12 protein-coding genes and 1 tRNA gene are annotated in these 13,459 nt (G+C 65.6%); 9 read left to right on the forward strand and 4 right to left on the reverse strand.

The genetic code is table 11. The features are described from left to right. Window positions 1-27 precede the first annotated feature (27 nt). Window positions 28-582 carry a MarR family winged helix-turn-helix transcriptional regulator gene (locus AC5RVB_RS03670; protein ID WP_494141993.1) on the forward strand — a complete coding sequence of 185 codons (555 nt, stop codon included), beginning with the start codon at window positions 28-30 and terminating at the stop codon, window positions 580-582. Between the two features lie 33 nt (window positions 583-615). After that, window positions 616-689 (forward strand) — tRNA-Arg (locus AC5RVB_RS03675). 41 nt (window positions 690-730) lie between these two features. Here AC5RVB_RS03675 and AC5RVB_RS03680 read toward each other — a convergent pair. From AC5RVB_RS03680 to AC5RVB_RS03690, 3 genes are all read right to left on the reverse strand, one after another. Beyond that, a complete protein-coding gene (locus AC5RVB_RS03680) occupies window positions 731-1,639 on the reverse strand; it encodes a carbohydrate ABC transporter permease (RefSeq protein WP_494141994.1) in 909 nt (302 codons plus the stop codon). A gap of 1 nt (window position 1,640) precedes the next feature. Next, entirely contained in the window at window positions 1,641-2,561 is a 921-nt protein-coding gene (locus AC5RVB_RS03685) for a carbohydrate ABC transporter permease (RefSeq protein ID WP_227905815.1), read from the reverse strand. A gap of 71 nt (window positions 2,562-2,632) precedes the next feature. Further along, a complete protein-coding gene (locus AC5RVB_RS03690) occupies window positions 2,633-3,865 on the reverse strand; it encodes an extracellular solute-binding protein (protein ID WP_227905814.1) in 1,233 nt (410 codons plus the stop codon). A 361-nt stretch (window positions 3,866-4,226) separates the two neighbouring features. Here AC5RVB_RS03690 and AC5RVB_RS03695 point away from each other — a divergent pair, with 361 nt between their 5' ends. From AC5RVB_RS03695 to nagB, 6 genes are read left to right on the forward strand one after another with little or no spacing between them, the layout of a single operon-like run. Continuing rightward, window positions 4,227-5,168, forward strand: a complete 942-nt coding sequence (locus AC5RVB_RS03695) for an SIS domain-containing protein (RefSeq protein WP_494141995.1) — start codon at window positions 4,227-4,229, stop codon at window positions 5,166-5,168. After that, the gene (locus AC5RVB_RS03700) at window positions 5,165-6,109 is read left to right on the forward strand and encodes an ROK family protein (protein ID WP_494141996.1); all 945 of its coding nucleotides are present in this window, start codon (window positions 5,165-5,167) and stop codon (window positions 6,107-6,109) included. The genes AC5RVB_RS03695 and AC5RVB_RS03700 overlap by 4 nt, the downstream gene beginning before the upstream one ends. Next, complete coding sequence (locus tag AC5RVB_RS03705) at window positions 6,106-7,095, forward strand: 1-phosphofructokinase family hexose kinase (protein WP_494141997.1); 990 nt, start codon at window positions 6,106-6,108, stop codon at window positions 7,093-7,095. The genes AC5RVB_RS03700 and AC5RVB_RS03705 overlap by 4 nt, the downstream gene beginning before the upstream one ends. After that, window positions 7,095-7,955, forward strand: a complete 861-nt coding sequence (locus AC5RVB_RS03710; protein ID WP_227905801.1) for a class II fructose-bisphosphate aldolase — start codon at window positions 7,095-7,097, stop codon at window positions 7,953-7,955. Before AC5RVB_RS03705 ends, AC5RVB_RS03710 begins: the two co-directional genes overlap by 1 nt. Window positions 7,956-7,961: 6 nt before the next feature. Beyond that, the gene (locus tag AC5RVB_RS03715) at window positions 7,962-8,786 is read left to right on the forward strand and encodes a DeoR/GlpR family DNA-binding transcription regulator (RefSeq protein WP_227929195.1); all 825 of its coding nucleotides are present in this window, start codon (window positions 7,962-7,964) and stop codon (window positions 8,784-8,786) included. A gap of 4 nt (window positions 8,787-8,790) precedes the next feature. Continuing rightward, complete coding sequence (gene nagB, locus AC5RVB_RS03720; protein WP_227905799.1) at window positions 8,791-9,552, forward strand: glucosamine-6-phosphate deaminase; 762 nt, start codon at window positions 8,791-8,793, stop codon at window positions 9,550-9,552. A gap of 39 nt (window positions 9,553-9,591) precedes the next feature. On the opposite strand, the gene AC5RVB_RS03725 is transcribed toward nagB, so the two are convergent. After that, window positions 9,592-11,499, reverse strand: coding sequence for an ABC transporter ATP-binding protein (locus AC5RVB_RS03725; protein WP_227905797.1), 1,908 nt, complete (start codon window positions 11,497-11,499; stop codon window positions 9,592-9,594). A 194-nt stretch (window positions 11,500-11,693) separates the two neighbouring features. Here AC5RVB_RS03725 and AC5RVB_RS03730 point away from each other — a divergent pair, with 194 nt between their 5' ends. Next, window positions 11,694-13,397, forward strand: coding sequence for an ATP-binding response regulator (locus AC5RVB_RS03730; RefSeq protein ID WP_494141998.1), 1,704 nt, complete (start codon window positions 11,694-11,696; stop codon window positions 13,395-13,397). Window positions 13,398-13,459 lie beyond the last annotated feature (62 nt).

Consider the following 13,459-nt stretch of genomic DNA (forward strand, 5'->3'; position numbering starts at 1 on the left):
ACTTCAATTCCAAGTTACTATTGGGCTGTGGAAGATCAGGAGCTACGACGGGATCTCGTCGACGCGCTGCGCGGCATCACCCTGGACGGGCAGCGGGTCGCTGATGCCTTCGCGCACGCCCACGGGCTGAACACCACCGATATGCGCGCGCTGGTACTGATCATGGAGGCGGAGATGCGGCATGAGGCACTGACCGCCGGCCAGCTCAGCGCCCGGCTAGGCACCTCGTCCGGCGCCACCACCGCCGTCATCGACAGGCTGGAGCGGATCGGGCACATCCACCGCAACCGCACCCACGCTGACAGGCGGAAGGTGACCCTGCATTTTGAACCGCTCGCCATGCAGCTTGCCGGAGCCTACTTCGGGCCGCTCGGCGCGCTGAATGACGAGGTGATGTCCCGGTATTCGGATGCGGAACTTCGCACTGTTCTGGGGTTTATGCAGGGCATTCGGGATAGCTATCAGCGGTACGTGAACGAGCTGCGCCCCGACACCGGACAGCCGCCCTCAGGTGACGCGGCCGGCGGCGCAGCCAATGGCACACCGAATGAGCTGCAAACACGTACGGAAAGAAACGGGTAAGCTGGTACCGCTCCGCCGGTATCCCGGCGGTTTGCCTCCGTAGCTCAGTAGGATAGAGCGGCCCTCTCCTAAAGGGCAGGTCGTCGGTTCGATTCCGGCCGGGGGCACTTTTTCCTTTAAGGACCCCACGCCCTGAACGCTCTTCCGTCTACTTGACGGCCCCGGCGGTCAGCCCGCCGATGAGGCGCTTCTCGATCACGGCAAAGAGAATAATCACCGGCACAATGGCCACGATGGAGACGCCGAAGACATACTGCCAGCTGGTGGCGTACTGGCCGATGAATTTGGTCAGCGCAACGGAGAGCGGCTGGTTCTCCGCGGTGGACATAATCACCAGGCTGGCGGCGAATTCATTCCAGGACGAAACAAAGGTGAAAATCACGGCAGTAACAATGCCCGGCCAGACCAACGGCAGGTTGATCCGGAAGAGTACCTTCAGGCGTCCCGCGCCGTCGATCTGCGCTGCCTCGTCGATTTCCTTTGGGATGGCAGCGAAGAAGCTGTGCATGATCCAGAGGGCAAAGGAGAGGTTGAAGGCGGCGTTGATCAGGATCATCGCAACCCAGGTGTCATTAAGGTCAAGCCAGAGCATCTGCCGGAACAGCCCGGCGGTCAGAACGGCCGGCTGAAGCATCTGGGTCACGATCACCAGGAAGAGGAAGACCATCCTCCCGGGAAAGCGGAAACGCGCGGTGTAGTACGCGGCGGGGGTGGCCACCAGCAGCACCAGCAAGGTAGCGAATACCGCGATGATGATCGTGGAGAGCAGGTTGTAGGTCAGCGGGGTTTCCGGGGTATCCCACATGGACTGGTAGTTCCCCAGCTGAAGGCCGTCCTGCGGCAGGTACTCGGGCGGAACCGAGAGGATTTCCGAGCGTGTCTTCAGGGAGCCCACCAGCATGATCAGGTACGGGGTCAGGAAAACAAGTGCGATAACAGCGCCGATGGCGGTCCGTCCCCACATGCGGCGGCCGCTGACGTTGTCAGTCCCGTACCGCTTCCGGCGGGGCCGTACGGGTGCGGCAACCGGGGGAACTGCGGGGGCTGTCACGGCCATTTCAGACCTCCTTCATAGGTTTGACGATCTTCACGTAGACCGCCACGATCACCAGGACGACGGCGAAGTTAACCACGCTGAGCGCGCTCGCCACATCCAGGCGCCGGTCAAACTGCAGCACCTTGAAGATGTAGGTCATTAGGGTGTCGGCACTGTAGCCCGGAATGGATCCGGTCATGATCCTCAGGATGGGCAGGTTATTGAAGACGTTGATGATGTTGATCAGTACGGCGACGGCGAGCGCGCCGCGCAGCTGGGGCAGCACCACACTGAAGTAGGTGCGGACCGGACCGGCACCGTCCATCTTGGCGGCCTCGAGAGCATCTCCGGGTACCGCCTGCATTCCGGCCAGCAGGGTATAGGTGGTGAACGGGAGGGAGACAAACACACCGACAATAATGGCCGCGGCCAGGGCGGTGGTCGTGTTTTTAGTGAACCCGTAGGCGGCATCCATCAGCCCAATGTCGACCATGAACTTGTTGATGATGCCGTAGTCCCGGTCCAATCCGTAATAGAACACCGTGGTGGTCATGACCACGCTGGCAGCCCAGGGAACCACCACCGCCATCCGGACCAGGGTCCTGCCGGGGAAGGGTTTGTTCAGGAAGTTTGCCAGCGCCAGGGAGATGATGACCGTCAGGGTCACCACCACGGCAACCCAGACCACGGTGTTGAGCAGGATCCGCGGCAGGTTGGGATCCGTGAACACTGTCTGGAAGTTCGCCAGGCCCACACCCTCCACGTTCGTTCCCGCCTGGCTGATGCGCCTGGTGGAGCTGTAGATCATGTAGCCGGCGGGAAAGATGACGATGCCGAAGATTAGGACCAGGACCGGGCCGATCCAGGGCAGGGCGGCCCAGATGCTTTCGCTGCCCCGCGGCCTGCCGGCCCGCACTCCCGGATGCCGAAGTGTGCTGCTCATAATGTGAAACCGTTCTGGAACAGGAAGGGGCCGCCGCTTCGAACCGGAGCGGCGGCCCCTTCGGGCCGGGGTCAGGCTGCGTCTGCCTTGGACTGGATCTGATCCAGGACGGTCTTTGCATCCTGGTCTTCAAGCTGGCCCATCAGGGACTTGAAGGCGCCGTCCGTGCTGTTCCAGGCAGGGTTGGTGGTGGGGTAGAACTTTGCGCTGGGCAGCATGTCCAGGAACGGTGCGAGGTCCTCGTTACTGGCCATGGCTTCGGAACCGCTCTTCGTGGTGGGCAGGAAACCCTCGGTCTGCACCCAGTCCACGTAGTTGTCCTCCGAGTAGAAGAAGTCCATGAAGGCCGTGATGGCTTCCTGCTTGTCCTCATCGTTCTTGAAGGCCATCAGCCGGTCGGCAACGCCAAGCGTTGCAGGCTCACCGCTCTTGGTGGGGACCGTGGTCACTCCGTAGTTGAGCTCGGGATTCTCTTCCTCAATCTGGCCCACCGTCTGCGGCAGGGCGTAGACCATGCCGATCTGGCCCTGGGCGAAAACATTGATCATGGGCGTGCGCTGGGTTGCTCCCGGATCCGGCTGCGTCACGCCGTCGGAAATCATCTTTTTCATGAACTCGGCGGCTTCGAGGTTCTCCGGCGAGTTGACAGTGATCTCGGATTCGCTGCCGAAGCCGCCTCCGTTACCGGCGAACCAGATCAGGCTTTCGCCCTGCGCCTCTTCAGAGCCCAGGGGCATGCCGTAGCCGGGGGTGCCTGTATCCGAGATTTTCTTCGCGGCAGCATGCAGCTCATCCCAGGTGGTGGGAGGTGCCGTGACACCCGCGGCGTCAAAAAGGTCCTGGTTGTAGAACAGCGCACGGACCGAGGCGATCAGCGGCAGGCCGTACTGCGTGCCGTCGAGGGCTTCATTCTCGGCGAAGGATTCCTGGAAATCGCTGATGGTTTCCTCGGACGCAATGTCTTCTGCCGGATACAGCAATCCCTCGTCCGCGAAGGCCGAGAAGGCACCGCCGTTGTAGATATCCGGAGCCTCGCCGGCCTGGATCTTGGTCTGCAGGACGGACTCGAGGTTCTCCCACGATTCCACCTGCAGGTTTACCTTGATTCCCTCGTTCTCGGCCTGGAAGTCCTCGATGACGCCTTCCCAGAGGGCCTTGGTTCCGTCCGAATAGCTGGGAACAAGCAGGTCCAGGGAGCTGGCATCCCCTTCACCGGAACCGCCGCCACCGAACCCACAGGAGGAAACCGCGAGGGCGCCGGTGGCGGCCAGGGCCACCAGGCCGATGCGAACTTTGCTCTTCATTGAATCCTCTTTCAATAGTCACGGCCGTGGGACCGCGAAACGGTGCCAGCTGCTGCCGGCGGTAAAACGACCGGATGCCCGTTAGCTATGACGGAATCTGATAACTAGGAGTTGTCTGTAATCAGTGTTCATCAGTCAGTTGAGAGAATACTTACCCGAGGATGCGTCGCCGTCAAGACTTTTTTCTGCAGATTTCTCGCTGTTTCTCGGGAAAATGCCGCCATTCCGGCAAAACCTGGGTCAAAAATGATCGGAGCCTCCATGGTTTTTCATGATCACTAGACAAGCTAAGCAATCAATGTCCATCATTGAGCAACATTGATTGCCGGAAAGCCGGCCCGCTGCACACAGGAGCACCTACATGCCAATTTCCTTCACCGACGCAGCACCCGCCGCCTCGGCGCCCGGCCAGTGGATGCGCGAGGAGCTGTTCTCGCAGCCGGATGTCTGGGAGCGTGCAATTGGACAGGCGCGTGCGGAGAGGCTCCTGCCTGCCGCGGGCAAGCGCGTAGCCGTTGTCGGCTGCGGCACGTCCTGGTTCATGGCCCAGTCCTACGCGGCGGCCCGGGAGGAAGCCGGCCTCGGCGAAACCGACGCCTTCGCTGCTTCCGAGGCATCGGTTGTTACCCGCCGCGGATATGACGCCGTCGTAGCGATCACCCGTTCCGGCACCACCACCGAGGTACTAAGCCTCCTCGCCGAACTGGACAACGCAGTCCCCACCACAGTGCTGCTCGGGGACCTGGATTCGCCGGCAGCCCAACTGGCCGGATCCGTGGTTGCCCTGCCCTACGCAGATGAGTCCTCGGTGGTCCAGACCCGGTTCGCCACCGCGGCGCTGGCCTATCTTCTGACCTCCCTCGGTACGGACCTGGCGCCTGCGGTCGAAGACGCACGCGCCGTGCTGGCTGAACCTGTCCCGGAGGAACTGCTGGACGCGGAGCAGTTCAGCTTCCTTGGCCGCGGGTGGACCGTTGGCCTGGCCCACGAAGCTGCGTTGAAAATGCGTGAAGCGGTACAGGGCTGGACCGAGTCCTACCCCGCAATGGAATACCGGCACGGCCCGATCGCGATTGCCGCGCCCGGCCGGGTGACCTGGCTGCTGGGAGAGGAACCCGAGGGCCTGCGCTCCGACGTCGGACAGGCGGGCGCACGGTTCGAGCATTCCACCCGCCATCCCCTTGCCGAGCTGGTCCGCATCCACAAGCTCACCCTGGAACGTGCCGTGGGCCGCGGGCTCGATCCCGACCGCCCGCGCAGCCTGACCCGTTCCGTCATCTTGGAAGGCCAGCCGGGCACATGAGCGCACCGGCAGCCTCCTCCCCCGCCGGCGGGTCTGTCCTCGCCTTTGACGTGGGTGGAACCGATATGAAGGCAGCCCTGCAGGACGGGAGCGGAAAGTTCCACTCCCTCCTGCGGATGCCGACGCCTCGCGATCCGGCCCGCCCCGGCGACGCGGTGGTGAAGGAGGTTGCCGCCCTGGCCCAGCGGTACACCCGGGACTATCCGCAGGTGTCCGTGCAGGCTTTGGGACTGGTGGTACCCGGACTGGTGGATGAGGGCACCGGAACCGGCCTTTTTTCGGCGAACCTGGGGTGGCGGGATTACCCCTTCGCCCAGCGGCTCCGGGAGGAGACCGGGCTGCCCGTAGCTTTCGGGCACGACGTCGGACTGGCCGGCGAGGCCGAAATGCGCCTCGGCGCCGGCCAGGGACTGCGCGACGCGGTGGTGCTGATCATCGGCACCGGCATTGCCGGAGCCGTGTTCAGTGACGGACGGCGGGTGCGGGGCGGCGGCTATGCCGGGGAAATCGGCCATGCCGCCGTTCCCACGGGCACTCTGTGCGCCTGCGGTGCCCACGGCTGCCTCGAAACGGTGGGCTCCGCCGGGGCCATAGTCCGCCGGTATACGGAACGCACCGGCAGGGCCGCCGCCGGGGCAAAAGAGGTGCTGCACGCCGCACACAACGGCGACGCCGACGCAGCAGGAGTCTGGGCAGACGCGGTGGAGGGCCTGGCCGATGGCATCTGCCACCTGGTCGCGGTATTGGGCACCGAAGCCGTCATTCTCGGCGGCGGCCTCTCCCAGGCCGGCAGCGATCTGACCGGGCCGCTGCGCCGCGCCGTCGACAGCCGGCTCTCCTTCCACCGCCGGCCAGGGATCCGGGTTTCCGTCCTCGGCCAGGATGCCGGGCTCATGGGCGCTGCCCTGCACGCGCGCGGCCTGACCGGACAACCGCTGTGAACCCGGCCGTCCGTACGGTGCTGACCGTCACGGCCAATCCGGCGCTGGATGAGACCTATGCCGTGCCGGCGCTTGTTCCCGGTTCCAGCCATCGGGTGCCGCCGCCGGCCGTCCGCGCCGGAGGCAAGGGAATGAACGTGGCCCGGGTGGCCCACCAACTGGGCGCGCGGACGCTCGCCGTTGCCACCAGTGGAGGCTCTTCCGGTGCCCGCTACCGCGAGGACCTTGAGCATGCCGGTATTCCGCACCATCTCGTTCCCGTGGCGGCGCCGACCAGGCGGAGCATGGCGTTTGTCGACGAAAGCGCCGGCATCACCAGCATCTTCAATGAAACCGGTTACCCGCTAGAGGGCGGTGAATGGCAGGACCTGAGCGTTCACATCGGGCAGCTGCTCCCCCGCGCCGGCGTGCTGGTGGGCTCGGGCAGCCTGCCGCCCCAGGCTCCCCCGGGGTTTTATCCCGGTCTCGTGCGGGCAGCCGCCGGATACGGCATCCCCTGCATCATCGACACCTCGGGGCCGGACTTGATCCGCGCGGCTGAGGCCGGGGTCTTCGCCCTGAAGCCCAACCATCACGAGCTGCGCGAGGCCACCGGCGAGGATGATCCGCACCAGGGCGTGCTCCGGCTTCTCAGGGCCGGCGCGGAGACCGTTTTCCTCAGCTGCGGTGAGGCCGGATTGCTGGCCTTTTCCGCGGCAGATCCCGAGTCCTACCTGCACGCGCGGCTGGGCCGCAGCCTGCCCGGCAATCCAACCGGCGCCGGCGACGCAGCCGTGGCCGCCCTCGCCGTCCATCTGGCGTCCGGGAACCGGGACCTGGAGCAGATGCTGCGCACGGCGGCCGCTTGGTCTGCGGCAGCTGTGCTGATGCCGGCAGCAGGCGAAATCTCCGCCGAGCACCGCAGTCTGCTGCGGCAGATCACCGTTACCAGGCACCGCACCGGCACCGCGGACGCCCATCTAAATACTGCATTGGAGAAAAACTAATGGGTCTCACCCCTACCCGGATCCTGATGGAAAACGCTGTGGCGGCCGGCACCGGAATCGGCAGTTTCAACGTCCTGCATCTCGAAACCGCCGAGGCCATTGTCGCCGGCGCCGAAGCCGCCGGGCTGCCGGTGATCCTGCAGATTTCGCAGAACTGCGCCACGTACCACGGTGCCCTGAAGCCGCTGGCGGCTGCCTGCCTGGCGGTGGCTGATGGTGCCACGGTCCCGGTGGCCCTGCATCTGGACCACGCGGAGGACGAAGCCCTGGTCCACCAGGCGTTGGAGCTTGGTTTCGGGTCGGTGATGTTTGACGGCGCGGCCCTGCCCTACAGCGAGAATGTTGCCGCTACCGCCCGTGTGGTCAAACATGCCGAGCCGTTGGATGTCTTCGTGGAGGCGGAGTTGGGGGAAGTGGGCGGCAAGGACGGAGCGCATGCCCCGGGGGTGCGGACTGATCCCTTCGAGGCGGCGGACTTTGTCCTGTCCACCGGCGTCGATGCCCTGGCCGTTGCGGTGGGGTCCTCGCATGCCATGACCAGCCGGAGCGCACAGCTGGACCTCGAGCTGATCCGGGAGCTGAAAAACGCCCTGGATGTCCCGCTGGTGCTGCACGGCTCCTCCGGGGTGCCGGACAGCATGCTGGTCGCCGCCATCTCCGCCGGCATGACTAAGATTAATGTTTCCACCCATCTGAACGGTTTCTTCACCCGTGCCGTGCGCCAGATGCTTGGAGACCATCCGGATCTTGTCGACTCGCGCAAGTACCTTTCCGCGGGCCGCCGGGCCCTGGCCCCCGAGGCCGGGCGCCTGTTGTCCCTGTTCGCCCTGACCGGGACAACCGTTGTGGAAAAAGGCTGAAAAACCATGGAAAAGACCGAGCGCCTCAACGCCATCCTCGATCTCCTGGCGGCGCGCGGGCGCGTGCAGGTGGACGAGATCATGGCTGAGCTGAACGTCTCGCCCGCCACCGCCCGCCGGGACCTGGATGCTTTGGCCGCACAGCGGCTCCTGACCCGCACCCGCGGCGGGGCCACAATGGAGGCTGTTGCCTACGACCTGCCCACCAGGTACACCCGGGATGACCATACGGCCGAGAAGCAGGCCATTGCCCAGGCCGCCAGTGCCCTGGTCCCGCTGGGCGCCGTCATCGGCCTGTGCGGCGGCACCACCAGTACCGCCATCGCCCACGCGCTGGGCATGCGCCGGGACCTGATGGAACCCTCGAGCAAACCCACACTGACCGTGGTCACCAACGCCATCAACATCGCGGTACAGCTGGTGGTCCGGCCCAATATCCGCGTGATGGTGACCGGCGGCACCGTGAACCCCCGCTCGTACGAACTGGTGGGCCCGTACACCGACGTCATCCTGCAGCGGGTGGCACTGGACTTCGCTTTTGTGGGGGTCAACGGGCTCGACGCCGAAGTGGGGCCCACCGTCAGCGATGAAGGCGAAGCAGCGGTCAACTCGCTGATCTCGCGGCGTGCGTCGGAGACGTACATCGTGGCGGACTCCTCCAAGATCGGCACCCGAAGCTTCGCCACGCTCAACGGGTATGTGTTCAGCAATCTGATTACTGACAGCGGGATCACCGATAGCGAGAAGGCCGAGTTTGAAAGCCGCGGCACCAGGGTGATCGTAGCGCCGGTCAAAACGGCCGGCGGGGCCCGGGAACGCGCCGGAAGGTAGAGCCATGCAGGTTGTTGTTCTGGACAGTGCCGCGGAGGTCGGAGAATATGCCGCCGGGGTGATCCTTCGCGGCGTCAGCCACGGCACCGTCAAGACGCTGGGCGTGGCCACCGGTTCCTCTCCCCTGGCCATTTACAAGGCACTCGAACGCCACCGCAGCCCGGAGCTCTCGGCTCTGAGCGCCTTCGCCCTGGACGAGTACGTAGGCCTGGCGCCGGACCATCCGGAGAGCTATGCCGCAGTGATCCGCCGGGAAGTCACCGACAGACTGGGCCTGGATCCGGGCAGGGTACATGTCCCTGACGGCGGCGCTGCGGATCTTGCTGCTGCCTGCTTGGACTATGAGGCTGCCATTAAGGCCGCGGGCGGGATCGACCTGCAGATTCTGGGCATTGGACGGAACGGGCACATCGGATTCAACGAACCGACGTCATCCCTTGCGTCGCGGACCCGGGTGAAGACCCTGATGTCCGCCACCCGCAGGGACAACGCACGGTTTTTTGCCGATGTGACCCAGGTGCCTTCCCTCTGCCTCACCCAGGGGCTGGGCACCATCATGGAGGCGCGGACGGTGCTGCTGGTGGCCAACGGTAAAGCCAAGGCGCAGGCTGTGGCCCGGGCGGTGGAGGGGCCGCTGGCCAGCATGTGTCCGGCCTCGGTGCTGCAGATGCATCCGCACGCAACGTTCGTCCTGGACCGTGAGGCGGCCGCGGACCTGGCGCTGAAGGATTATTACCGGGACGTCCAGGACCAGATGCCCCGGTAGGCGGCAGCGGACCGGCGGCGGAGCGCCGCCGGCCGGCGCTTATGGCCTGCCGGCGGGATTCTCCTCAAGGTGTCCGTCCGTGGCCGGTTCCGTTGCGAACTGTGTGTTGTACAGCTCCGCATAGCGTCCGCCGCGTGCCAGCAGCTCGGTATGCGTGCCCTGCTCGGCAATCCGGCCGTCTTCAATCACCAGGATCCGGTCCGCGTTGCGGATGGTGGAAAGCCGGTGGGCAATAACGACGGCGGTGCGTCCCTGCAGCGCCTCCCCCAGGGCCGCCTGTACGGCTGCTTCGGAGGTTGAATCCAGGGCGGCAGTTGCCTCGTCCAGGATGACGATCCGCGGCTGGGCCAGCAGCAGGCGCGCAATGGTCATGCGCTGTCGCTCACCGCCGGACAGACGGTAACCGCGCTCCCCCACCATGGTTTCCAGGCCGTCCGGCAGGGACCGGACCATGTCCTGAAGCCGGGCACGGCGCAGCGCGTCCCAGATCTGTTCCTCCCCCGCTTCCGGATTGGCGAGCAGCAGGTTGGCGCGGATGGTCTCGTGGAACAGGTGCCCGTCCTGGGTGACCATGCCCAGCGCCCCGCGGATGCCTGCGAAACTCAGGTCCCGCACATCGGTGCCGGAGAAGCGCACGGCGCCGGAATCGACGTCGTACAGCCGGGAAAGCAGCTGGGCGATGGTGGATTTGCCGGCGCCCGAGGTGCCAACCAGTGCAACGGTCTGCCCCGGCTCCACGCGGAAGGAGATTCCGTGCAGCACTTCCTCACCGCCGCGCGTATCCAGCACGGCCACGTCCTCCAGCGATGCCAGCGAGACCTTCTCTGCGGTGGGATAGGCAAAGCGGACGTCGTCGAACTCCACGGCCAGCGGGCCGTCCGGCACCGGTGCCGGCTTCTCCTTCTCGGCGATGAGCGGGCGCAGATCGAGGATCTCGAACACACGCTCGAAGCTGACCACCGCGCTCATGATTTCCACCCGGGCGTTGGCCAGCGACGTCAGCGGTGCGTAGAGCCGGGTGAGCAGCAGGGCCAGGGTGACCACGTCGCCCGTGTTCAGGCTTCCGGTCAGCGCCAGGTAGCCGCCAAGACCGTACACCAGGGCCAGGGCCAGGGCAGAGACAAGTGTCAGGGCGGTGACAAAGACCGCCTGCATCATGGCCATTTTCACGCCGATGTCCCGTACCCGGGCGGCCCGTACCGCGAACTCGCGGGACTCCGCGTCAGGGCGGCCAAAGAGCTTGATCAGGGTTGCCCCGGGTGCGGAAAACCGCTCGGTCATCTGGGTGCCCATGGAGGCATTGTGGTTGGCTGCCTCCCGGCGCAGGGCCGCCAGCCGTCCGCCCATCCGCCGGGCCGGCAGCAGGAACACCGGCAGCAGCAACATGGCCAGGACGGTGACCTGCCAGGAGGTCCCGAGCATCACAATCAGGGTAAGGATGAGGGCGACGACGTTGCTCACCACGCCGGACAGGGTGCCGCTGAACGCCTGCTGGGCGCCAATGACGTCATTGTTCAGCCGGCTGACCAGGGCGCCGGTGCGGGTCCGGGTGAAGAACGCCACCGGCATCCGCTGGACGTGGTCGAATACCGCCGTCCTCAGGTCAAGGATGACGCTTTCCCCGATCCGCGAGGAGAACCAGCGGGTGGCCAGCGACACGGCGGCGTCGGCCACCGCAACGGCGGCTATCAGCAGGGCGAGGCGGATCACCACCCCGGGGGCGGTCCCGGCCACAATGGAGTTGACCACCTCACCGGCCAGGACCGGGGTGGCCACGGCCAGGAACGCGCCGGCTACGGAAAGCAGCACAAAGCCCAGGAGCCGGAACCGGTAAGGGGCAGCGAACCGGACAATCCGGCCCAGCGTGTCCTTGGAAATCTTGTTATCCGTGCCGCTGCCGCGGGAAATCTTGTGGAGCGAACTCCACGCGGCGCCTTCCATGCTCATGTGTTTTCCTCCGTTATCTGCACGTTCCAGCTTAAGCCTCCGTGCGCCCGCGTCCGGGCCTATCGCCAGGGGCTGAAACCGGCCCGCGACATCCTCGCGCCCGCCATGAAACAAGTCACTGTTTTGGCTGTCTGCGCTGATACACTTCCAATCGCTGCCCGGTTTTCTGCCCCGGGCACCGACGAAAGGCCGCTATGTCTCCGGCGCTAAAACCCGTGGCCGTCCCCGAGGACGATTCCTCTATGGACGGCACCGCCCGGCGCCCTACGGCCCTTGTGGCCGTTGAGGAGCCCGGCGTTTTTTCCGTCGTGGCGGGAATCCTTGCGGCTGCCGGGCTGGACGCCGTTGCGGTGCGAAACCTTGACGAGGCCATCGACGCCGCCCGGAAGGCCCCGCCGGCCCTGGCCGTAGTGGATTCCACGGTCCGCCAGATTGCCGGAATGGACATGCTCAAGCGCGTCCGGCATGAGCGGTCCATGACCAAACTTCCCGTGATCCTGGTAACCGGTGAAGCCGGACTGGACGTGGAACTGATGGTGGAGCTGGGCATTGCCGACTTTGTGCCCAGTCCCGTAGACCCGCAGGATCTTGCCCGCCGGGTCAACCTCATCCTCACCACTGCCCAGGCCCGCCGCGGACGCCGGATGGCCACCGCCCGGATGCGTGCGGATACCCGCCGCATCTCTGCTTCCATCCGCTCCACCAATGACCCGCAGCAGATGGCCGAGGTTATGGTTCACGGGCTGGGCACCGCCTTCGAAGCAGACCACGTCCTGCTGGTGACCTTTCCCGATGAACGGGTGCCTGAGCTCAACCTGTCCTGGAGCAGGGACGGCACCGTTGGGGCCATTCCTGCGCTGGCGGGCCACACTGCCGGAGAACTGGCGGACCGGCTGTGGGAACGCGGACACGCGCTGGCGGTGGAAGACCACCGCGCACCGGCCGGCGACGAACCGGTGCAGCTGAGTCCGGCGTCCGCTGCGGCGGGCCTGCGGACCTCCCTGGTGACCCCGCTGGGCCACGGGGATAAGTCCTTCGGGTTGCTGTGGCTTGCAGGTGAAGGCAGCGCCCGGGAGTGGACCAGTACCGAGATTTCACTCATCCAGCACGCCAGCGGGAACCTGGCCCACGGTCTGGTGCAGGGGAACCTGATCACCGCCCAGCGGATGGTGCTCAAGCGACAGCGGGAACTGGACCGGGCCAAAACGGACTTCGTGGCCACCGTAAACCATGAACTGCGCACTCCGCTGACCTCCATCACGGGCTATCTGGACCTCATTCTGGAAGACTCCGGCGCCGATCTTCCCGATGACGTCGCCCAGATGCTGAAGATTGTCGGCCGCAACGCCGTACGGCTCAACCAGCTGATCACGGATCTGCTCACCATCTCCCGGCATGACGCGGATGAGAACACCTTGGAAGTGGAGGAGGTTGACCTGGATGAGCTGCTGCGCTCCGTCGCGGCCTCCCTGGCGCCCGCCGCCCGGGCCAACAGCCTGGACCTGCGCTTCGAGCCCTCCCCGGAGCCGCTGCTGGTGGATGGTGACCGCGCCCAGCTGGAACAGGTTTTCACCAACCTGTGTTCCAACGCCGTGAAATTCACGCCCACCGGCGGGTCCGTGCACATCCGCGCCCAGCAGGTGAGGCCCGACGCCGCCGGCAACAGTATCCGGGTCCAGGTCAGCGACACGGGCATCGGGATTCCTGATGCGGACCTGCCGAACCTTTTCCGCCGGTTCTTCCGGGCGTCCAATGCCACCACCGCTGCCATTCCGGGCACCGGCCTGGGACTGGCCATTGTGCAGGACATAGTCCTGCAGCACGGCGGCGAACTGGGCATCGTCTCCACGGAGGGCAAGGGCACCACCGCCACTGTCCTGCTGCCGGCTTCCCGCTAATCCGGCCGACGAGCCTCCCCTGCCGGTCCGGGCCGCCGGCCGGCCGCCCGCCCGGGCCGCCG

This window comes from Arthrobacter sp. Y3225209, assembly GCF_059090685.1.

Excerpts from the sequence above, each read along its gene's own strand:
- nagB (WP_227905799.1), top strand. The coding sequence starts at position 8,791 with ATGCAGGTTGTTGTTCTGGACAGTGCCGCGGAGGTCGGAGAATATGCC.
- AC5RVB_RS03715 (WP_227929195.1), top strand. The coding sequence starts at position 7,962 with ATGGAAAAGACCGAGCGCCTCAACGCCATCCTCGATCTCCTGGCGGCG.
- AC5RVB_RS03695 (WP_494141995.1), top strand. The coding sequence starts at position 4,227 with ATGCCAATTTCCTTCACCGACGCAGCACCCGCCGCCTCGGCGCCCGGC.
- AC5RVB_RS03700 (WP_494141996.1), top strand. The coding sequence starts at position 5,165 with ATGAGCGCACCGGCAGCCTCCTCCCCCGCCGGCGGGTCTGTCCTCGCC.
- AC5RVB_RS03690 (WP_227905814.1), bottom strand. The coding sequence starts at position 3,865 with ATGAAGAGCAAAGTTCGCATCGGCCTGGTGGCCCTGGCCGCCACCGGC.
- AC5RVB_RS03710 (WP_227905801.1), top strand. The coding sequence starts at position 7,095 with ATGGGTCTCACCCCTACCCGGATCCTGATGGAAAACGCTGTGGCGGCC.
- AC5RVB_RS03725 (WP_227905797.1), bottom strand. The coding sequence starts at position 11,499 with ATGAGCATGGAAGGCGCCGCGTGGAGTTCGCTCCACAAGATTTCCCGC.
- AC5RVB_RS03730 (WP_494141998.1), top strand. The coding sequence starts at position 11,694 with ATGTCTCCGGCGCTAAAACCCGTGGCCGTCCCCGAGGACGATTCCTCT.
- AC5RVB_RS03685 (WP_227905815.1), bottom strand. The coding sequence starts at position 2,561 with ATGAGCAGCACACTTCGGCATCCGGGAGTGCGGGCCGGCAGGCCGCGG.
- AC5RVB_RS03680 (WP_494141994.1), bottom strand. The coding sequence starts at position 1,639 with ATGGCCGTGACAGCCCCCGCAGTTCCCCCGGTTGCCGCACCCGTACGG.